Here is a 19,361-nt window from a genome sequence, read left to right as displayed (position 1 = left end):
TCAGTCCTCGTAGCGAAGGCCGGCGGCCGCCAGCGGCTCGCGCATGTTGTAGAGGTCAAGGCCGAGGACACCCGCGCGGAACTTCGCCCGCTTGCCCTCCTCGTTCGCCTCGCGTGTCTCCGAGGCCTCGACCACCTCTGCAAGGCGCTCCTGGGGCACGACGACGACTCCGTCGATGTCTGCGACGACGACGTCGCCGGGACGCACCAGCGCGTTCGCGCAGACGACGGGCACGTTGACCGAGCCGAGAGTGGCCTTGACCGTGCCCTTGGCGTTGATCGCGCGGCTGAACACGGGGAAGTCCATCTGTTCGAGGTCGGCGACGTCGCGCACCCCGCCGTCGATGACGAGGCCCCGACAACCCTGCGCCCGCAGAGAGGTGGCGAGCAGGTCGCCGAAGAAGCCGTCCTCGCACTCGGTGGTGCAGCCGGCGACGAGCACGTCGCCGTCGCGCACCTGCTCGGCGGCGACGTGGAGCATCCAGTTGTCGCCCGGCTGGAGGAGCACGGTGACTGCGGGTCCACACAGGCGCGCCGTCGGGTACACGGGACGGATGTACGGACGCATGAGGCCGACACGGCCCATCGCCTCGTGGACGGTCGCCACGCCGAAGGCGCTGAGGCGGTCGACCAGCTGCTGGTCGGGTCGGTCGACCTTGGTGTGGACGACGCCGAGTTCGTTGCTTGGCACGGTGGTTCGCTCCTTCTGCCGTCAGCGGCCCTGCGACGCGAGGAGCGCGTCGAGCCGCGGGTAGACACGTCGGACGTTGGACTCGTAGACCGCTTCGCGCTCGGCGTCGGTGAGGTTCGGCGTGGCGTCGACGTAGCGCTTCGTGTCGTCGAAGTGGTGCCCCGTACGCGGGTCGATGCCACGGACGGCGCCGATCATCTCGCTCGCGAAGAGGACTGACTCGGAGGGGATGACGTCCGTGAGGAGGTCGATGCCGGGCTGGTGGTAGACGCAGGTGTCGAAGAAGACGTTGCGGAGCAGCTCTTCGGGATCCGGTTTGCCGAGCATGTCGGCGAGCCCACGGAACCGGCCCCAGTGGTAGGGCGCGGCGCCGCCACCATGAGGGATCACGAGCCGCAGGGTGGGGAAGTCGGCGAAGAGGTCGCCCTGGACCAGCTGCATGAAGGCGGTCGTGTCGGCGTTGAGGTAGTGCGCCCCCGTGGTGTGGAAGGCGGGGTTGCACGACGTGCTCACGTGGACCATGGCCGGGACCTCGAGCTCGACAAGCGTCTCGTAGACGGGGTACCAGCTGCGGTCCGTGAGTGGCGGGCTGTCCCAGTGGCCGCCGGACGGGTCGGGGTTGAGGTTGACGACGACGGCGCCGAGCTCCTCGACGGCGCGGCGCAGCTCGGGCAGCACCGTGGTCGGGTCGACGCCCGGCGACTGCGGCAGCATCGCGCCCATCGCGAACCGTCGCGGGAAGAGGGTGGCGACCCGGTGACAGAGGTCGTTGCAGATCCGGGCCCATGTCGAGGACACGTCGACGTCACCGACGTGGTGGGCCATGAAGCTCGCACGAGGGCTGAAGACCGTGAGGTCGCTCCCGCGCTCGTCCATGACCCTCAGCTGGTTGGTCTCGATCGACTCGCGCAGCTCGTCGTCGGAGATGACCAGCTCGGTGGGGTCGGGCGCGTTCGTCGGGTCGCCGATCGCCGCGACCTGACGGTCGCGCCAGTCGGCGAGCTGTTGCGGCGCCGTCGTGTAGTGACCGTGGCAGTCGATGATCACGTCGTCTCCTGGTGTGCGGGGGGCCGCGGGAAGACCCGGCCGTCGAAGAGCATGCGGGCGGTGCGGACGACGATCGTCGTGACCGACGGTCGCTCGCCGTCGTCCACGCCTGCGCCGAGGTCGAGGCTCCCCGTGGGGTGCTCCAGACGCCACGGCGCGCCGTCGGCGGGCGCCGTGGCGAGGTCGTGGGCGACGGTTCCGGGCAGTGCGGCCGCAGCGAGGATGCTCGCTCCGGCCAGCACGCCGAGTGAGGTGTGGACGGTGACCGGGATGAAGCAGCGGGTCGCGATCGACCCGCCGTCGCGTGCTTCGGACACGAGCGCGATCTTCGGCGTCGTCGAGTCCGGGCCGGTCGGCACGCCCATGAGGGCACCCGCCTCGGCGCGCACCGCAGCGATCGCCGCGGTGAGCCTTGGGTCGGCCTCGAGGGTGTCGGGGTCCTCGTCGCCGACGACGCCGACGTCTGCGGCACGCACGACGACCACCGGCATGCCGTTGTCGACACAGGTGACCTCGACGCCGGCCACCGTGTCGACGCGGTTGCCGGTGGGGAACAACGGCTGATCCTGGGGGAGTGTCGCGATCTCGACCGGCGCCGCGGTGCCGGGGACGCCGCTGACCGACGCTTCGCCGGCATACGTGACCCGGCCTCCGGGAGTGCGGACGGTCAGTCGGGCGGTGGCGCCCGTGTTGACCAGACGGACGCGCACCTGCGTCTCGTCGCCCGTGGCCGGGACCAGCCCGCGCTCGATCGCGAAGGGACCGACGGCGGCGAGGATGTTGCCGCACGTCTGGGTCGCCGACACCTGCGGCTCGCCGACGACGACCTGGAGGAAGAGGTAGTCGACGTCCGCCTCGTCGTCGGGGGAGGAGGAGACGACGGCGACCTTGCTCGTGACCGAGACCGCTCCGCCCACACCGTCGATCTGACGCGGGTCAGGACTGCCCATCACCCGGAGGAGAAGGTCGTTGCGCTCGGTCTCGTCACCTGGAAGGTCGGAGGCGAGGAAGACGGCACCCTTCGACGTTCCGCCGCGCATGAGCGCGCACGGGATGCCTTCTGTGACAGGGTCGGTCACGGCTGCGGCTCCGTCGTGGCCCGGAGCGCGGTGATGACGCTCTCCAGGTGGGCGTAGACGGCACGGCGCGCGCGCTCAGGGTCGCCGGCGACGATGCCCTCGATCATCTCGAGGTGCTCGCCGAGGGACTGGCGCGGCCGGCCGTCGCGCTGCGAGAGCCGGAAGCGGTGACGGACGAGCTGGCCGTTGAGCCGGCCCAGGACGTCGGCAGCCACGGCCTGGTGGCCGATGTCGCGGATCAGGGTGTGCAGCTCGATGTTGAGCTGGGCGTAGCGGGTGGGCTCACCGGCCTCGACGGCGGCCTGCATCCGGGCCCCGATGTCGCGCAGCTGGTCGCGCTCCTCGTCTGTCGCAGCCTCGGCGGCCTTGGCCGCCAGCAGCCCCTCGAGGAGCATGCGCACCTCGGTGATCTCGACGGCCTCCTCGATCGTGACGACCCGGACCCGCGAGCCACGGTTCGGCACGCGCTCGATGAGGCCCTCCGCCGAGAGGTCGATCAGGGCGGCGCGGATGCTTCCCCGGGTCACGCCGTACGACTCGGCCAGCTCCTGCTCGACGAGCCGTTGGGCGGGGAGGAGGTCGCCGCGGGTGATGGCCCGCCTGAGTGCCTCGATCGCCACCTGCTTGCCGTGCTCACCGGACAGGACTGCGGACTCGATGCTCACCGGAGCTCCCGAGCCGGAGGCCCTGTGGGCCGGCGTCGAGACTGCGTCATGGGCTCCTCCTCGAGACCGTGCGTCGTGGCGTTCCGCATCAGTCTGGGAGATCGTCGACAAAATTGTCAACAATTTCGTCAGCAATCCCACGACGTGGGTGGGCGATGGCTCTCACCGACCGCCGCCGCCCCGCTCAGGGCGCGGCGCCGTTGGAGGACACTCGCGTCCAGGAGTGGGTCGCGGACGGAGTCAGCTCCACCAGCTCTTCGCCCAGGTGATGCCCGCCAGCCGCGACTGTCCGCTCAGGCTCGGGTGGAAGTAGTCGAGCGTGCTCACGTCCGCCCGGCTGAACCGGAAGGAGAAGACGGCGTTGTCGTCGAACCTGCACCTCGCGTATCTCGCGCACTCCTGCTGGAGCACCGCGTTGAAGGCGATGTTGCGCTGGCGCACCTGGATGCGCTGCTCGTCCGTCCGGCTCGGTGACAGCAGGGACTGACAGATGTCCGCGAGGTCCCAGACGAGCTGCGCCGTGGCGCTCGTGTGGTAGATCTGCCACAGCTGGTAGACGTCCGGGATGCTGCTGACGAAGATGTGCGCTCGTCGCGGCAGGCCGGAGTCGAGAGCGGCGAGCGTCTGCCGCAGCTGCGAACGGAACACGTCGACCGAGGTCATCGACTCCAGCGACGACGTGCACAGGTCGTTCGCGCCCAGCAGGAGCGTCACGTAGCGCACGCGCTGTGACACGGCCCTGCTCGCCTGCACCGGCCCGTCCTTCATGCGAGCACCGGAAACGGAGTCGTTGTAGTTCTTCCCGGTGATGTCCGGGTTCGTCGCCCGGATCCTCTCGTAGTGGCTGGTGACGCCGTCCCATCCGGCGCTGCCGGTGCTCCATGAGTTCGCGGGATGGTTGCCGTACCAGCAGCAGGCGTCGGCTGCCTGCGTGATCGAGTCACCGATCGCGGCCATGCTGCTCGGCAGCCTGGGCGTCCCGTCGGCGCCCGTCGCGGACACGGGCGCCGCCAGGGCCATGGTGAGCACGGACATCAGGGCCACAGCCATGCGTCGCATGCCGGCCTCCTCGCGTAGGCAGTCGTGCCGGGCTTGGCAGGTGTGCGCAGCCCTGAGCGTCTGTACCCACCGCCCACGAGGCGAAACGGCCCTCCGAGTGCGACTACGCGTCGAGGAGCGCTCGCGCGTCAGCGAGAAGGAGCGCCATCGCGTCGTCGACGGAGCTCTCCAGCCCGGCCAGCTGACGCCTGTGCCGCGACAGGTCCTCGTCGGCAAGGGCGGCCAGCTCCTTCCGGCGCACCTCTGCGGTGCCGCCGGACGACGTGCGGGTGCGAACGAACGTCCACGGGTCCAAGAGCTCGACGACCCGTTCGAGCGAGTAGCCCTCGAGGTGCTTCGCGACGAGGTCGGCCCGAAGCTGTTCGCCCGCGCCGGCGTCCTCGTGCGCCGTCACGAGCCTGGCGACGAGCTCGTGGGCCGCCCGGTAGCTCAGGCCGTGCACGTCGACGAGGTCGTCGGCCAGGGCGCTCGTGGCAGACCAGTTGCGCGCAGCCGAGGCGGCGAGGGCCGCCTCGTCGATCTCGAGGGTGTCGATCGCCTCGGTCAGCAGGGCGACCGCTCCTGCGGTCTCGTGGCAGTACGCGGGGAGGGGGTTGCGGACGTACCCCTGGTCCGCGTCCGTGGAGCTGGCGAAGTGCAACAGGCCGAGCTGGCTGGCGGACCAGCCTGCGGCATCGCCCGCCAAGGCCCGGATGCGTTCCAGCGCAATGGGATTGCGCTTCTGCGGCATCATGCTCGACGTGCCGCAGAGCGACGGGTGGAGTCGCACGAGCCCGACCTCCGACGAGGACCAGTAGTAGAGGTCGGAGGCGCACCGACTGAGGCCGGAGAGCGTCAGCCCCAGTGCGGCGGCGAGCTCGGCGCCGGAGTCCATCGCCGACATGCCGGCGTCCCGGGCATTGGGGATGGGCCGGCTGAAGCCGAGGTAGCGGGCGGTCAGGTCGCGGTCGATGGGCCAGCTGGTGCCGCTGTGGGCGGCCCCACCGAGCGGGCTCTCGTTGATGCGCTGGAAGTTCTCACGCTGCCTGCTGAGGTTTCGCGAGGTCGTCCAGTAGTGCGCGTTGAAGTAGTGGCCCAAGGTCGTCGGCTGGGCGTGTTGAAGGTGCGTGTACCCGGGGGCGAGCACCTCGTCGTGCTCGGCAGAGGCCGCCAACAGCGTTTCGGCCAGGCGGACGAGGTGGCGCAGCACCGTCAAGGACCCTCGGCGGTCGGCCATCCGCAGACCGGTGGCGTTCTGGTCGATGCGGCTGCGGGCCCGCTGGATGTCCATCCCGCCCGGCCCGCACTCGCGCTCGAGGTAGCGCTCGATGTGCAGTGTCATGGTCCCGATCTCGGGGGAGTGGCCGAGCAGGCCCCGGGTGTCTCCTTCCAGCAGCATGAGGAGGGCCGCGACCACTGCGCGGCCCTGTCGCCGGTCGAAGATCCCCTGCCGGGTCAGCATGAGGGCGTGAGCCAGGTCGATGAGTACGAAGCTCTCCGCGTCGGCGAGCTCGTCCGTCAGCTCGATGGCGTTGACGTGCTCGACGAGAAGGGGGGACGGTCGGGACCCGAGACGCCCGTCGGTCAGGCGGGCGGTCACTTGACGGCTCCTGCGGTGACACCGGCGGTGATGTGCTTCTGGAGGACGAGGAAGGCGAGCACGACGGGCGCCGAGACGACCAGGGAGGCGGCCATGACCTGGTTCCAGTAGACGTTCGCCTCGCTGGCGTAGCTCTGGAGGCCGATCGCCACCGTGCGGGTCTGCTCGTCGGTCAGCACGGACGCGAAGAGGACCTCGCCCCAGGCCAGCATGAACGAGAAGATCGAGACGGCGATGATGACCGGGCGTGCTGCCGGCAGCAGGACGCTCACCAGCAGGCGAAGCGGTCCGCACCCGTCGACCTCGGCGGCGTCGTCCAGCTCTCGGGGGATCGTCTCGAAGTAGCTGACGAGCATCCAGATGGCGTACGGCAGGGCGAACGTCAGGTAGGTGATGACCAGACCCGTGCGGCTGCCGACGAGGGTGAGCCCGGTGAGGCGGTCGGTCATGACGAAGAGCAGGAAGAGGGGCAGCAGGAAGAGGATGCCGGGGAACATCTGGGTCGACAGCACCGCGAGACGGAACGTCTCCCTGCCCCGGAAGTTCCAGCGGCTGACCGCATACGCCGCCAGCACGGCGACAGAGACCGACAGGACGGTCGCCGTCGTCGCCACGACCACCGAGTTCACGAAGTAGGTGGCCAGCGGAACGGTCGACCACATGTCGATGAACGGCTGGAACGTGGGTTCAGTGGGCACCCACCGGAACTGTCCCTGCACCTGGCTGAGTGGCTTGATCGCCGTGGTGATCATGACCACGAGCGGGGCGCAGACGAAGATCGTCAACAGCGACAGGGTGATTCGGCGGAAGGTGCGGTAGCCGAGGGTTTCATGCATGGTTGGTTCGCCTCCGGGCCACGGCCAGGTAGATGCCGGTGATGAGAATGAGGAAGAGCAGCAGCAGGACGCTCATGGCCGAGCCCAGACCGAAGTTGAAGGTCACGAAGGAGCTCTGGTAGATCTCCAGCGAGATCAGCCTGCCTTCGTCTGGTGCGCTGCCGCCGAAGAGCACGTACGGGGTCTCGAAGTCGCGGAAGGTCCTCAGGGTCATGACGAGGACGAGCACCTGGTTGACCGGCGAGATGAGGGGCAGCGTCATGGTGCGCAGCTGCCTCCAGGGCCCCGCCCCGTCCAGGCTCGAGGCCTCGTAGACGTCCTCCGGGATCGACTGCAGGGCGGCCATGACCATGAGGAAGGCGAAGGGCCACTCCCGCCAGATCGCCACCACGCAGAGGGACCAGAACGAGTTCGGGCCGATCAGGTAGAACGCGTTGCTGTCGAGCAGGTGGAGCTGGTCGACGAGAACGTGGTTGAGCATTCCGTTGTCGCGCTGGAGCAGGAACCGCCAGGTGATGACCGCGGCGAACACCGGCAGCGCGTAGGGGACGAGGAACAGGGTGCGCATGAGCCCACGTCCGCGGCCGACCCGCTGGAGCGAGATGGCGCCGGCCAGGCCGAGCACCCAGGAGACGCCGACGACGATCAGGGTGTAGCCGAGCGTGACGAGGAACGAGCCGATGAGGGAGGCGCCCACGGGCTGGTCGGAGTCGATGACCACGCCGTAGTTGTCCAGCCCGACGAAGGGCGCCTCCCACCACTGGGCGAGCTGGTACTGCGTCAGCTTGAGGGTGCTCATGACCAGCCCCGCGACCATCGGGCCGAAGTGGACGAAGATCTCGAGGGCGAGAGCGGGGAGCAGGAAGAGGTACGGGATCCTGCGTCGTGACCGGCTGCGGCCGGTCCCCGGGGACGTGCGGGCCCCACTGCGTCGTGGTGGGAGCACCCGAGCCTTCCGGGTCCTGGTGTCGGTGTCGGTCACGGCGTTCATCCGCCGGCACTGACCTTGCCGGCGGCCGCGGCCAGGGCGGCGCTGATGTCTGTCGCCGAGGGCTGACGACCGGTCGCGGTGCTGGAGAGCCAGTTGACGACGTCCTTGCCGAGAAGCGTCTCGAACTGCGTCTCCTGGGGCACGCGCGGCATCGGGATCGCACGTGAGGCGATCGTGTCGCGCGCGATCTTCATCTCCGCAGAGTCGAAGGCGGCACCACGGGCGTCCTTGACCGCGGGGATGGTGCCGTACGCGGCGTTCAGGGTCGACTGTTCCGATGCGCTCGTCAGGAACTTCACGAGGTTCACGGCGCCGTCGAGGTTCTCGGTCCCCTTGAACACGGCGACGTTGGTGCCGCCGACGAACGAGGCGACGTCGGCCCCCGTCCCACTGCTCGACCGGGGCATCGGTGCGACGCCGTAGTCGTTCGAGGTCAGCTTGTAGTCGTGCAACGTCTTGCCCAGGGTCTGGGCGAGGATCATCCCCGCCTTGTCACCCGCAAACGCCTCGTAGACATTGGCCCAGTCCGCGTTCTCGGCGTCCGAGGGGTTGACGATCTTGTCCTCGCCCATCCAGGAGAGGTACTGCTCGATCCCGGCCGCGGCCTCGGGGGAGTCGAAGGTCGGCTTGCCGTCCTTGAAGAAGACCGCGCCGCGGGCCGAACCGAGGATGAAGGCGTAGTGGGCCGCGTTCGTGCTGGCCTGTCCGCGAAGGCTCAGCCCCCACTGGTCGGGCTTGCCGTCGCCGTTCGTGTCCTTCGTCAGCTTCTTCCCGACATCGACGAACTCGTCCCAGGTGGCAGGTGGGGACGTCACCCCGGCTGCCGCGAAGAGCTTCTTGTTGTAGTACAGCTGGTAGACCTTGTTGTAGAGCGGGACGGCGGCCGGCGGTGTGCCCTCGGCTCCGGTCGTGGCCAGAGCCGCGGGCTCGAACCGGCCGGAGCCACCGAGCTTGTCCATCATCGCGGCGTCCCAGTCGACGAGTGCGCCAGATGCCTGCAGCGAGGGTGTCCAGGTGTTGCCGATGTTGAGCACGTCCGGGCCGCGGCCGCTCGTCGTTGCCGTGAGGATCTTGTTCAGCAGCTCGGTGAACGGGATCACCTCGAGCTTGACCTCGATGCCGGTCTGCTGGGTGAAGCGGCGCAGCTCCGGCTCGAGGATGGCCTTGTCCTGCTGAACGCTGGGTGACTGCTGCGAGGCCCAGTACGTCAGCACCTTCTTCGAGCCGGCGTCGCCCCCGTCGCCGCCGCATGCGGCAAGGAGGGCGACGACCGCGGCCGCCACCGTGGCAGTCGTGGCGGTCGTGACGGCGCGCGTTCGCAGGGGCATTGTCGTCTCCTTCGACGAATGTAATCGATGACATCCGCCATGGTGGGGCACGGCATGGCATGATGTCAACGATTACATTCGTCGAGGACTGGGGGTTGCCGATGTCAGTTGAGCGCGCAAGGGGTCGCAGGGAGTCGACGGCGTCCCAGCGGGTCACGGTCTCGGACGTGGCGCGCGAGGCCGGTGTCAGCACCGCGACCGTCACCCGTGCACTGCAGGGCTCGGCAGCGGTGGTTCCCGCGACCAAGCAGCGGGTGGAGGAGGTGGCGCGCCGGCTGGGCTACTCGCCCAACCCGATGGCCCGCGATCTCCGGCACGGCAGCCGGGTGCGGGCGGTGGGACTGGTCACGGCCGGGTTCACCAACGCCTTCCAGGCGGCGGTCGCCGCGGGCGCCGAGCAGGAGCTGAGGAGCTCGGGCCTCGAGCTGCTGATCGCGTCGACCGACGACGACCCCGAGCGCGAGCCGGAGCTGGCCCGGGCGATGGTCGACCGACGAGTCAGTGCTCTGCTCATGATGCCGGACGGGCACGCGCGCGAGTTCCTGAGGCCGGAGTCGACCTACGGCACGCCGGTCGTCATGGTGGGTCGCCCAGCAGGCGAGCTGGACGTCGACGTCGTCATGACCGATGACGACGTTGCGGTCGAGGAGGCGACGGCACATCTCTGGTCCCTCGGGCACCGTCGCATCGCCGCCCTGGCGGGGCGTTCCGACTCGTTCCGCACGAGGCAGCGCCTGAAGGGATACCGCCGAGCGCTCGCTCGGTGTGGGGGAGAGCCGGACGAGACCCTTGTCGTCACAGGCCTCGAGAGCGCAGCCGCCGGTAGGCAGGCGATGCAGGAGCTGATGCGGGGCGACGAGGTGCCCACGGCCGTAATGGCACTCAACCTCGGCATCAGCACGGGCGTCCTGCTCGACCGCATCGAGAACCATCGGGAGACGGCCTTCATCGCTCTCGACGAGAGCGAGCTCTCGGCCGGCCTGGGCATCTCCGCCATCGTGCGCGACCCGCGAGCGCTCGGCCGCGAGGCGGCCCGCCTGGCCGTGGCCCGCATCGAGTCACCCGACGCTCCACGGCGGACGGTTCTGCTGCCCAGCAAGCTCGTCCAGCGCGGGTCCGGCGAGATTCCCGCGACCCGCGTGCGCCGCTGAGGCCACGCCGCATACAGCCGGGCGCACCAGATGCTGACAGTGACACGGTGCCCCTCGGCCAACCACAGGTGGCCCCGTCGGAACACCATGGAGGATGGTCACGCGGACGCGGCGCCACACAGGTATCGCGCTCGGGCTGGTGGTCGTGCTCCTCGTCGGGTTGGCGGTAGGCATGTTGGCGTTGCTGCAGCGGCGACTGATCTACTTCCCTGACTCGGCCAGGGTGCCGCCGGCCGGGGAGGTGATCGAGGGTGCCCTCGACGTCACCGTGCGCACACCCGACGGGTTGGCGCTCGGCGCCTGGTACGTGCCGGCCGCCCCGGCGTCGGATCTGGGCATGGCCGTCCTGGTCGCACCCGGGAACGGCGGCAACCGGTCGGGGCGTGCGGAGCTGGCGGCCGAGCTGAGCCGGCGCGGGTTGGCCGTGCTGTTGCTGGACTACCGCGGCTACGGCGGGAACCCGGGCAGTCCGAGCGAGCACGGCCTCGTCATGGACGCCACGTCGGCCGCCCACTTCCTCGAGGACCAGGGCTACCCAGCGGCCCGGACGATCTACTTCGGCGAGTCGTTGGGCACGGGGGTGGTCGCTGCGCTGCAGTCGCAGCGGGCACCCGCGGGGATGGTGCTGCGCTCGCCCTTCACCGCGCTGGCTGACGTGGCAGCGCACCACTATCCGTGGCTGCCCGTGCGGATCCTGCTGCGAGACCGCTTCGAGGTCACCTCCCTGCTGTCCGGAAGCGCAGTACCGGTGACCGTGATCTACGGGGACCGCGACTCGGTCGTCCCGAGTGAGCTGAGCGCCAGGGTCGCCGACGAGGCGACGACGCTGGTCGAACGGGTGGTGATCCCCGGGGCCGACCACAACGACGCCGTGATGTTCGGACCGCGGGTGGCGGATGCGGTCGCGAGGCTCGCGAAGGCCGTGTCCTGACGTCTGAACCGAGCCACGGACCGCGTTCGTCTCCGGGATCACAGCGGGCGTCGAGCGAGCACGGCGTATCGTGGGATGACCTGCCCCAGCCGAGCGCGCTCGGGCCGTAGGAAGCGCGGTGCCCCACCATGACGGCCTTGACGCCACCGAAGGGAACCGACGATCCGGACTGGCTTCATCCCGCGGCGTGTCCCGCGGCCACACCGGACCTCGCCGAGGTCCTGAGCGGGCTCGGGGAAGCGATGACCCTGGCGCGGAGGGTCTTCATGGCCGCCCGCCGTCCTCCCGCTGGACCGATGCAGCTGAAGAACGCCCGGGATGACTACCTGGCGACGATGCTCGCCTACGAACAAGCCCTGACGGTCATGCGGTTGCCAGTCCCTCCGCGACTGCGCGACGAGGTGCGGCTCCTGCGCCGGCTGACGCCCCTTCCGGGCGGACGGCGCTGAGCTGCCAGCGGATGCCGGTCCCCGTCAGCCCCAGGAAGCCCCAGAAGAAGGTGTCACCATGCCAGTCCCCGAAGAGGCTCACAGCCCTCGGCCGGAGGCCTGGGCGCTCGAACGCGCCGCCGACGAGCTGTACGACGAGGGCGACCCGGACGTCGTCGTGGCGCGCGCGTGGGACCTGATGCGGGCTGCCCGGGACCTCGAGGAGGAGCGGCACGACGAGTACGACGACCCCGACGAGGGCGGGGAGGCCTGACGGGCGTCGACCCCCCATCGAGCATCGAGCATCTCGGGCATCAGCCGGCCTGATGCCCGAGATCGGTGATCGTGATTTCCGCGCGGGCTCGGCCTCGCTCCACACTGACGAGCACCGCGACGCCGGTCACCCGGACCGCGTCCCCGCGCAACGGAGCGTGACCCGTGTCCCAGACCACCCCCTCCTCGCCGACCTCCGGTGACGTCGCGTCGGGCTCCCTGGCCGGGGACGTCGCCCGTCGACCCGGCCACGGGACGCCGGGCCGGGCGGGCGCAGGCGCTCGTCCTGCTGGTGTCGGGCTGTCTGTCCGTCCTCGGGGCGGTGCTCCTCGCAACCCGTCCTGCCGCGGATCGCGGACGCCTTTGCGGGAACGTTCTAGGTGCGTCCGAACGAGTTCGACGTCGCCTTCCAGCCCTTGCACCAGGTGGCGATCCCTCACATCGGCCTGTTCATCGGGGAGATGTGGGACCTCGACGCGCTCGCTCAGGCCTGCGCTGCCGACGGGGTCTTCGAGTTCTTCCTCGTCGCTGCCCCGCTGCGCGTCACCGGAGCGGTGGGCTCTCCGGTGAACCCGGTGGCCGTGCGCTGACGCGCAGGCCGGCAGGCCTGTGGTACGAAGCAGTTCGGCTCGCCACCGGCCGGCGTCACTGGCCGGCATCACCGGTCGCGAGGAGCAAGCAGCTGCGAGAGGAACCTTCGTGCGACACCACACGCCCGCCATCCCCTTCGACCTCACGGCATCCCCGGGCTCGACGTGGAAGCTCGACGCCGAGACGGGGGCCGTCACGGTCAAGGCCACGCCACACAGCGACATCTTCATCGACCCCGGAGCGGGCACCCAGCTGAACGCGGAGTCGCTGCTGAACGCCGCCACGCTCCTCGGCGTCCCGCCGCAGGGTGACGTCCAGCTGAGCGCGCGTGTGACGGTCGACTTCCGTGCGACGTTCGACGCGGGCGTGCTCTTGGTCTGGGTCGACGACCGTCACTGGGCCAAGCTCTGCTTCGAGTACTCGCCGAGCGGCGAGCCCATGGTGGTCTCCGTCGTCAACCGCGGTGTGGCCGACGACGCGAACGCCTTTGTGGTCGAAGGTCGTTCGGTGTGGCTTCGCGTGGCGCGCCTCGACGGGGCCTTCGCCTTCCACGCGTCGACGGACGGCAAGGTGTGGCGCATGGTGCGGTTCTTCGCCCTGGACGGAGCCGACGGGTCGACGGAGCTCGGGTTCGAGGCGCAGTCCCCGACGGGAGACGGGTGCCTCGTGCGGTTCGACGACATCCAGTTCGGCACCGACCGCCTCCGCGACCTGCGGGACGGTTCCTGAGGGTCCGCCTCGTCACACGGCCGGCGTGGGCCGACTCAAGACCTCGTGAGGAGGCCGGCGATGCGGGAGATGGCGAGGGTGTACCCCTGGGTGCCGCACCCCGCGATCACCCCGTCGACGACATCCGACAGGTACGAGTGCCCGCGAAAGGCCTCGCGGCGGTGGATGTTCGTGATGTGCACCTCGATCACCGGGGCGTCGACGACGGCAACCGCGTCACGGATGGCGACGGACGTGTGCGTGTACGCGGCGGCGTTGATGACCATGCCGCCCACCCGGTGTCGCAGCTCGTGGATCGCCTCGACGATCTCGCCCTCGTGGTTGCTCTGGCGAAAGTCCACCTGCAGGCCCGCGCCCTGAGCAGTCTGCAGGCACAGCCGGCGCACGTCGTCGAGCGTCTCCCGGCCGTAGACCTCAGGTTGACGCTCACCGAGGAGGTTGAGGTTCGGGCCGTTCAGGACGGCCACGAGTGGGGCGTTCGGCGACATGGGGTCGCGCTCCTTCTCAAGGGGTTCGTGGTGGGAGGGAGGTCAGCCTCGGACGGGACCGGTGGAGCCGCGCACGACGAGCGTGGTGGGAGCGACGATCTCGGCCGGCGCCTCGCGTTCGAGCCTGCCGTGGTCGCGCACCAGGGCCACCAGCAAGTCCACTGCCGAGCGGCCGGCCTGTTCGGTGCGGTCGCTGAGCGTGGTCAGGGGCGGGTCGCAGAAGTCGGCGCCGAAGATGTCGTCGAAGCCGACGATGCTCACGTCCTCGGGGACGGACACGCCACGTGAGCGCAGTCGCTTCAGGGCGCCGATCGCCATGAGGTCGTTGTGGGCGATGACGGCCGTGGCGCCGTCGGCGAGAGCGGCCTCTCCCGCGAGGAAGCCTCCGTCCACCGAGGGCGCGTAGGGTCCGAGCCGGCGCACGGTGAGCTGACGCCGCCGAGCCGCGGCGGAGATGCCTGCCCAGCGCTGCCCGCCCAGCCAGGACTGAGGGGGCCCGGCCAGGAAGATCGCCCGGCGGTGCCCCAGGGCGACGAGGTGCTCGACGATCTGCCGGGTGCCGTCCTGCTGGTCAGGGCTCACACTCGTCACGGACCCGACCCTGCGGTTGACGAGGACGACGGGCCGCAGTGCGCTGAACTGCACGATCGTGGCATCGGCCAGCCGACTCGACCCCAGCAGGAACCCGTCCACGCTCGGGGCCAGCCTCTCGACCATGCGCGCCTCGGCCCGGGCGTTCTCCTCGCTGTTGCCGATCACGAGGATGTGGCCGGTGGCCTCAGCCTGGCGCTCGGCCCCACGGATGAGCCCGGCGAAGTACGGGTTGGTGATGTCGGGCAGCACGAGGGCAAGGGTCGATGTGCGTCCCGTGCCGAGCGCCCGGGCGGCGGGACTCGGACGGTAGCCGAGTCGCGCGGCCACCTGCTGCACGTGCTCGCGCGTCACGACGTTGACCCTGTCGGGATTGCTCAGGGCGCGCGAGACCGTGGACGCCGCCACACCGGCCTCGCGAGCCACGTCCGTGATCGTCACCGCTCTGGGTGGGTTGCCTCGCGTCATCTGGCAAATTTTGGCAACCGATTGCCACATCTGGCAAGCCCTCCCTACCGTCGAGATCACCTCGTAGCCCCACCGGGCAGCGTGAGGAGCCACGAACATCGCCGTTCTCGTCCGCCTGCGGCACGCCCGCCGTCGGTCGGATGAGATGGCCCTGCACCAGGAGGATCGACAATGACGCCAATCCCCGGCACAGCACCGGTGCGCACTCCCAAGAAGGCGGCCATCGCCGCCTGGGTCGGCAGCGCGCTGGAGTACTACGACTTCGTCATCTACGGCACGGCTGCCTCGCTGGTCTTCCCGCAGATCTTCTTCCCAGAGGGCAATCCGGCGGCGGCCACGGTCGCCTCGCTCGCCACCTTCGGCGTCGGCTACGTCGCCCGACCGATCGGGTCCTTCGTGCTCGGCCACGTCGGTGACAAGCTGGGGCGCAAGAAGGTCCTCATCTTCACCCTGCTGCTCATGGGTGTGTCGACCTTCCTCGTCGGCTGCCTCCCGACCTACCACAGCATCGGCATCCTCGCCCCGATCCTGCTCGTGGTGCTCCGCCTGCTCCAGGGTCTCTCCGCTGCAGGCGAGCAGGCCGGCGCCAACTCCATGTCGTTCGAGCACGCCCCGGACGACCGCCGTGGTTTCTTCACGAGCTGGACACTCAGCGGCACGCAGGGTGGCCAGGTCCTCGCACCGGCTGTGTTCCTTCCGCTCGCGGCGCTGCTGTCCGAGGAACAGCTCCTCTCGTGGGGCTGGCGCATCCCCTTCTTCATCAGTGCCGTCGTCGTCGTGGTCGGCTTCGTGATCCGGCGAACGCTGGACGAGACGCCCGCCTTCGAGTCGGAGGTCGAGGCCCACGCCGTGCCCCGCACCCCTCTGGCGGAGCTGCTCCGCGACCACTGGCGAGCCGTGCTGCGCGTGATGTTCGCCGCGTTCGTCGCCATGGTGAACACGCTCTACACCGTCTTCGCCCTCGCGTTCGCCACGAAGGAGGACTACGGCATCGGCTTCAGCTCGACCTTCATGCTCTGGGTCGCCATCATCTCCAACCTCGTCGCCATCGCCGTCATCCCCTTCTGGGGTTCGGTGTCCGACCGGGTCGGCCGCAAGCCGGTGTTCCTCAGCGGGCTCGCGGGCTCGGCGCTGCTCGCCGCCGCCTACGTCGCAGTCATCGCCAGTGGTAACCGGGCCCTCACCGCGGTGGTCGGGATCCTGCTCGCCGGCTTCGTCTACAGCGCGACCAACGCGGTGTGGCCCTCGACGTATGCCGAGTACTTCCCGACCAGCGTGCGGCTCTCGGGCATGGCGATCGGCACGCAGTTCGGCTTCGCGCTCGCGGGGTTCACGCCGACCATCGCCGCGGCGCTCCTCGGCCCCACGGGAGACGGCTGGCCGAAGGTCGCGGGCTTCGCCGTGGTCGCCTGCCTCGTCTCGGCGATCGCGGTGGCGACCGGCCCCCGCGGCACACACCGCGTGCCGACGGAGCAGCTGGGCGGGAACCACTCGCCGCGTGCGGCGACGGACGCCAGCCACCTGTCACCCCAAGCCTCGCGCTAGGGCTGCCATCGAGATCCATTGAGAACCAAGGAGAGTCGCATCATGTCGTCACCGAAGGGCCGGAAGTCGCTCGTCATCGGGCTCCTCGGCGCGCACATCGGGAGGTCGCTGGCTGCGCTTCTCCAGGAGGGCGAGGGGGCGGCCCAGGGCCGTTCCCTCGCCTACCGCCTCATCGACGCCGCCGAGCTCGGACTCGGGCTGGACGCGGCCGGCGACGTGTTGGCGTGGGCGGTCAGGCTCGGCTTCGACGGGCTCAACGTGACCCACCCCTTCAAGAACGTCGTGCTCGACCTGGTCGACGAGCTCTCGCCCGAGGCGCGGGCCCTCGGGGCGGTGAACACCGTCCTCATCCGGGACGGCCGCACGGTCGGGCACAACACCGACTGGAGCGGGTTCGCCTCGGCGCTGTCCGTGACGCTGCCTCAGGCCGAGGGCCGCGACGCCGTCCTGCTCGGGGCCGGGGGTGCGGGCGTCGCCGTCGGGTACGGCGCGCTGCGTGCCGGGGTGCGGCACCTTCGTGTCGTCGACACCGACCCGGCGCGTGCCCACGCGGTCGTCGAGAGGCTCATCGCCGCGCTGGGCCCTGCCTGCGCGAGCGTGCACTCCGACGTCGGCGTCGCGCTCGACGGCGCGGGTGGCCTCATCCAGGCCACCCCGGTGGGCATGACAGGCAGCCCGGGGATGCCGCTGGAGCCGGATCTCCTCGATCCGACGCAGTGGCTCGCCGAGATCATCTACTTCCCGCTCGAGACCGAGCTCGTCCACGCGGCGCGGGCGCGTGGCTGCGCCACGATGACCGGGGGCGCCATGGCGGTCTTCCAGCACGCGGCGGCATACGAGCTGTTCACGGGTGAACGCGCCGACGCGACGCGCATGTCCACCCACTTCACCGAGCTCACCGGGCTCGACGTCGTCGGTGGGGCCGGTCCGGCACGGCAGCGCCGCGTTGTCGACCAACGCACCTGAGGAGGCCTGATGCGCAAGGGAATCGCCACCGTCTCGATCAGTGGGAGCCTGGAGGTGAAGCTGGAGGCTGTCGCAGCCGCACACTTCGACTCCGTGGAGCTCTTCGACGCCGACGTCGTCGCGTCACCGCGCCGACCGGAGGAGATCGCCCAGCGATGTGCCGACCTCGGCCTGGACATCGACCTCTTCCAGCCGCTGCGTGACATCGTCGGCCTGACCCCCGAGGCCTTCCCCGACCGGCTCCGGTTCGCCCGGGCCAAGTTCGAGCTCATGGAGCGGCTCGGAGCCACCCGGGCGCTGTTGTGCTCCGCCGTGCACCCGGCCTCCGTGGACGAGCCGGAGCTCACCGCCGAGCAGCTCGGCGTCGTGGGCGGCGTGGCTGCGGAGCACGGCTTCACGCTGGCCTACGAGGCTCTCGCCTGGGGCACCCACGTCAACCGGTTCCGACAGACCCGCGAGATCGTGGAGCTGGTCGACCGGTCCAACGTGGGCGTCGCCGTGGACACGTTCCACATGCTGGCGCGCGGCGACGGTGCCGAGGCACTCGCCGGTGTCGACGGCGACCGGATCGCCTTCGTGCAGATCGCCGACGCACACCGGCTCAGCATGGACGTCCTCGAGTGGAGCCGGCACCATCGCTGCTTTCCGGGACAGGGGGCGCTCGACGTCGAGAGCGTCGTCGGCGCGGTGGTCGAGGCCGGCTACCGCGGTCCGCTGTCGCTCGAGGTCTTCAGCGACATCGTGCGCGAGGCGAACCCGCGAGACACCGCCCGCGATGCGATGCGGTCGCTGCTGCACCTCGAGGAGCAGCTGCGCCGGAGGTGGCGGCACGAGCTCGGCCGGCACGACTCGACCGTCGTGGAGCGCCCGGCACGACCTCGCGTCGAGCTCTTCGACCCACCACCAGCCCCGGCGGCACCCACCGTCGGCCACGTGGAGCTCGCCGTCACTCCCGGAGACACGGCCATGCACCAGCTGTTCTCCAGCCTGGGGTTCGCGTCCGTCTCACCGACCGGCCCCGACACGGAGCAGGCCCGGCACACGGCCCGCACCGTCCTGCGCAACGGAGCGGCGACCGTCGTCCTCGACGCACGCTCAGACCTCGAGCTGCGCCGATCTGCGGCGGGGCAGCGCCCGCAGGTCGCCGCGGTCGCGGTGCACGGTGACGCCGACTCAGAACTGGCGGCGCGCGCGCATGCGTTCAACCTGCCCGTCATCGAGTCCCACCAGGCGGGCGGCCGCGTCCAGGCCACGCGCAGCCCGGCGGAGGTCGAGGTCCAGCTCGACGGCCCCTGGGCTGTCTCCAGCGACGGCGCCCAGGGCGGCTGGGGCCCCCTCGACCACCTCGGCATCGCCGTCGACACGGACCGCTCGGACGCCGAGGTGTCGTTCCACCGCACGCTGCTCGGCCTGCGACCCGGACCCGTCAGCGAGTTCATCGACCCCGTCGGTCGCCTGCGCAGTCGCGTCCTCGAGCCCGAGTCGGGAGCGTTGCGGGTCGTCCTCAACATCGCGGTGCGCCGCACGAGCCATGCCACGTGGACGGGGGTGAACCAGCTGGCGTACGCGTGCACCGACCTGCTCGCCGAGGCAGAGGCGCTGGCAGCGTCAGGTGCGGCTGTGCTGCCCGTCCCCGACTCCTACTACGACGACCTCGCTGCGCGGCTGGACCCGCCGAGCGGGCTGATCACACGGCTGCGACGGCTCAACGTCCTCTACGACCGGGACGAGCGGGGCGGCGAGCTGCTGCACCTCTACACCCCCCTCGTCGGAGGCCGCTTCTACATCGAGCTGCTCGAACGGCGCGCCGGGTACAGCGGATTCGGCGCGGCCAACACGCCGGTCCGCCTGGCCGCACAGGCGGCGACGCCCTGGCTCTGACCCCGGCCTCTCCCTGAGCTAGCCGAGGGCCCGGGCAGGACTGGA

The 19,361-nt window shown here is 70.2% G+C and carries 19 protein-coding genes and 1 pseudogene; 9 read left to right on the top strand and 11 right to left on the bottom strand.

Annotation, left to right across the window (positions count from 1 at the left end; genetic code table 11):
• The 9 genes from ligK to ACFQU3_RS23725 form a co-directional block, all read right to left on the bottom strand.
• Complete coding sequence (gene ligK / locus ACFQU3_RS23765; protein ID WP_385914446.1) at positions 1 to 690, bottom strand: 4-carboxy-4-hydroxy-2-oxoadipate aldolase/oxaloacetate decarboxylase; 690 nt, start codon at positions 688 to 690, stop codon at positions 1 to 3.
• Positions 691 to 711: 21 nt separating this feature from the next.
• Positions 712 to 1,737 (bottom strand): amidohydrolase family protein, encoded by a 1,026-nt coding sequence (locus ACFQU3_RS23760; RefSeq protein WP_385914444.1) that lies wholly within the window; start codon positions 1,735 to 1,737, stop codon positions 712 to 714.
• Complete coding sequence (locus tag ACFQU3_RS23755) at positions 1,734 to 2,816, bottom strand: PrpF domain-containing protein (RefSeq protein WP_385914441.1); 1,083 nt, start codon at positions 2,814 to 2,816, stop codon at positions 1,734 to 1,736. The genes ACFQU3_RS23760 and ACFQU3_RS23755 overlap by 4 nt, the downstream gene beginning before the upstream one ends.
• Positions 2,813 to 3,481 (bottom strand): GntR family transcriptional regulator, encoded by a 669-nt coding sequence (locus tag ACFQU3_RS23750; RefSeq protein WP_385914439.1) that lies wholly within the window; start codon positions 3,479 to 3,481, stop codon positions 2,813 to 2,815. Before ACFQU3_RS23750 ends, ACFQU3_RS23755 begins: the two co-directional genes overlap by 4 nt.
• A 240-nt stretch (positions 3,482 to 3,721) precedes the next feature.
• Positions 3,722 to 4,540 carry an SGNH/GDSL hydrolase family protein gene (locus ACFQU3_RS23745; protein ID WP_385914437.1) on the bottom strand — a complete coding sequence of 273 codons (819 nt, stop codon included), beginning with the start codon at positions 4,538 to 4,540 and terminating at the stop codon, positions 3,722 to 3,724.
• A gap of 103 nt (positions 4,541 to 4,643) precedes the next feature.
• Positions 4,644 to 6,119 carry an argininosuccinate lyase gene (locus tag ACFQU3_RS23740; RefSeq protein WP_385914435.1) on the bottom strand — a complete coding sequence of 492 codons (1,476 nt, stop codon included), beginning with the start codon at positions 6,117 to 6,119 and terminating at the stop codon, positions 4,644 to 4,646.
• Positions 6,116 to 6,955 carry a carbohydrate ABC transporter permease gene (locus ACFQU3_RS23735; protein ID WP_385914432.1) on the bottom strand — a complete coding sequence of 280 codons (840 nt, stop codon included), beginning with the start codon at positions 6,953 to 6,955 and terminating at the stop codon, positions 6,116 to 6,118. The genes ACFQU3_RS23740 and ACFQU3_RS23735 overlap by 4 nt, the downstream gene beginning before the upstream one ends.
• Positions 6,948 to 7,937 carry a carbohydrate ABC transporter permease gene (locus ACFQU3_RS23730; RefSeq protein ID WP_385914429.1) on the bottom strand — a complete coding sequence of 330 codons (990 nt, stop codon included), beginning with the start codon at positions 7,935 to 7,937 and terminating at the stop codon, positions 6,948 to 6,950. The genes ACFQU3_RS23735 and ACFQU3_RS23730 overlap by 8 nt, the downstream gene beginning before the upstream one ends.
• A 5-nt stretch (positions 7,938 to 7,942) precedes the next feature.
• Positions 7,943 to 9,274 carry an ABC transporter substrate-binding protein gene (locus tag ACFQU3_RS23725; protein ID WP_385914426.1) on the bottom strand — a complete coding sequence of 444 codons (1,332 nt, stop codon included), beginning with the start codon at positions 9,272 to 9,274 and terminating at the stop codon, positions 7,943 to 7,945.
• Between the two features lie 167 nt (positions 9,275 to 9,441).
• On the opposite strand from ACFQU3_RS23725, the gene ACFQU3_RS23720 reads away from it, so the two are divergent.
• The 6 genes and pseudogenes from ACFQU3_RS23720 to ACFQU3_RS23695 all read left to right on the top strand — a co-directional run bounded on the left by ACFQU3_RS23720 (position 9,442) and on the right by ACFQU3_RS23695 (position 13,377).
• A complete protein-coding gene (locus ACFQU3_RS23720; protein WP_385914424.1) occupies positions 9,442 to 10,425 on the top strand; it encodes a LacI family DNA-binding transcriptional regulator in 984 nt (327 codons plus the stop codon).
• 94 nt (positions 10,426 to 10,519) lie between these two features.
• Complete coding sequence (locus tag ACFQU3_RS23715) at positions 10,520 to 11,356, top strand: alpha/beta hydrolase (protein WP_385914422.1); 837 nt, start codon at positions 10,520 to 10,522, stop codon at positions 11,354 to 11,356.
• Positions 11,357 to 11,493: 137 nt separating this feature from the next.
• Positions 11,494 to 11,805: a hypothetical protein gene (locus ACFQU3_RS23710; protein WP_385914419.1), complete on the top strand. Its 312-nt coding sequence runs from the start codon at positions 11,494 to 11,496 to the stop codon at positions 11,803 to 11,805.
• Between the two features lie 58 nt (positions 11,806 to 11,863).
• Positions 11,864 to 12,058, top strand: coding sequence for a hypothetical protein (locus tag ACFQU3_RS23705; RefSeq protein ID WP_385914417.1), 195 nt, complete (start codon positions 11,864 to 11,866; stop codon positions 12,056 to 12,058).
• Positions 12,059 to 12,437: 379 nt separating this feature from the next.
• Positions 12,438 to 12,647: pseudogene (locus tag ACFQU3_RS23700) on the top strand (cyclase family protein); the annotation flags it as partial.
• 109 nt (positions 12,648 to 12,756) lie between these two features.
• Positions 12,757 to 13,377, top strand: coding sequence for a DUF1349 domain-containing protein (locus ACFQU3_RS23695; protein ID WP_385914414.1), 621 nt, complete (start codon positions 12,757 to 12,759; stop codon positions 13,375 to 13,377).
• A gap of 35 nt (positions 13,378 to 13,412) precedes the next feature.
• Here the strand turns inward: ACFQU3_RS23695 and aroQ are convergent, their stop codons facing one another.
• A complete protein-coding gene (aroQ, locus tag ACFQU3_RS23690) occupies positions 13,413 to 13,865 on the bottom strand; it encodes a type II 3-dehydroquinate dehydratase (RefSeq protein ID WP_385914411.1) in 453 nt (150 codons plus the stop codon).
• Positions 13,866 to 13,907: 42 nt separating this feature from the next.
• Positions 13,908 to 14,924 carry a LacI family DNA-binding transcriptional regulator gene (locus ACFQU3_RS23685; RefSeq protein WP_385914409.1) on the bottom strand — a complete coding sequence of 339 codons (1,017 nt, stop codon included), beginning with the start codon at positions 14,922 to 14,924 and terminating at the stop codon, positions 13,908 to 13,910.
• A gap of 171 nt (positions 14,925 to 15,095) precedes the next feature.
• Here ACFQU3_RS23685 and ACFQU3_RS23680 point away from each other — a divergent pair, with 171 nt between their 5' ends.
• The 3 genes from ACFQU3_RS23680 to ACFQU3_RS23670 are packed head-to-tail and all read left to right on the top strand — an operon-like array spanning position 15,096 to position 19,316.
• Positions 15,096 to 16,469, top strand: a complete 1,374-nt coding sequence (locus ACFQU3_RS23680) for an MFS transporter (RefSeq protein ID WP_385914406.1) — start codon at positions 15,096 to 15,098, stop codon at positions 16,467 to 16,469.
• A 42-nt stretch (positions 16,470 to 16,511) separates the two neighbouring features.
• Positions 16,512 to 17,435, top strand: a complete 924-nt coding sequence (locus ACFQU3_RS23675; protein WP_385914403.1) for a shikimate dehydrogenase — start codon at positions 16,512 to 16,514, stop codon at positions 17,433 to 17,435.
• 9 nt (positions 17,436 to 17,444) lie between these two features.
• Positions 17,445 to 19,316: a TIM barrel protein gene (locus tag ACFQU3_RS23670; RefSeq protein ID WP_385914400.1), complete on the top strand. Its 1,872-nt coding sequence runs from the start codon at positions 17,445 to 17,447 to the stop codon at positions 19,314 to 19,316.
• Positions 19,317 to 19,361 lie beyond the last annotated feature (45 nt).

The sequence above is a fragment of the Terrabacter sp. GCM10028922 genome (assembly GCF_042666095.1).
In the GTDB taxonomy this organism is placed as follows: Bacteria; Actinomycetota; Actinomycetes; order Actinomycetales; family Dermatophilaceae; genus Terrabacter.
The sequence above is the reverse complement of the archived record's forward strand: the minus strand, read 5'-3'. Positions and strand labels throughout refer to the sequence as shown.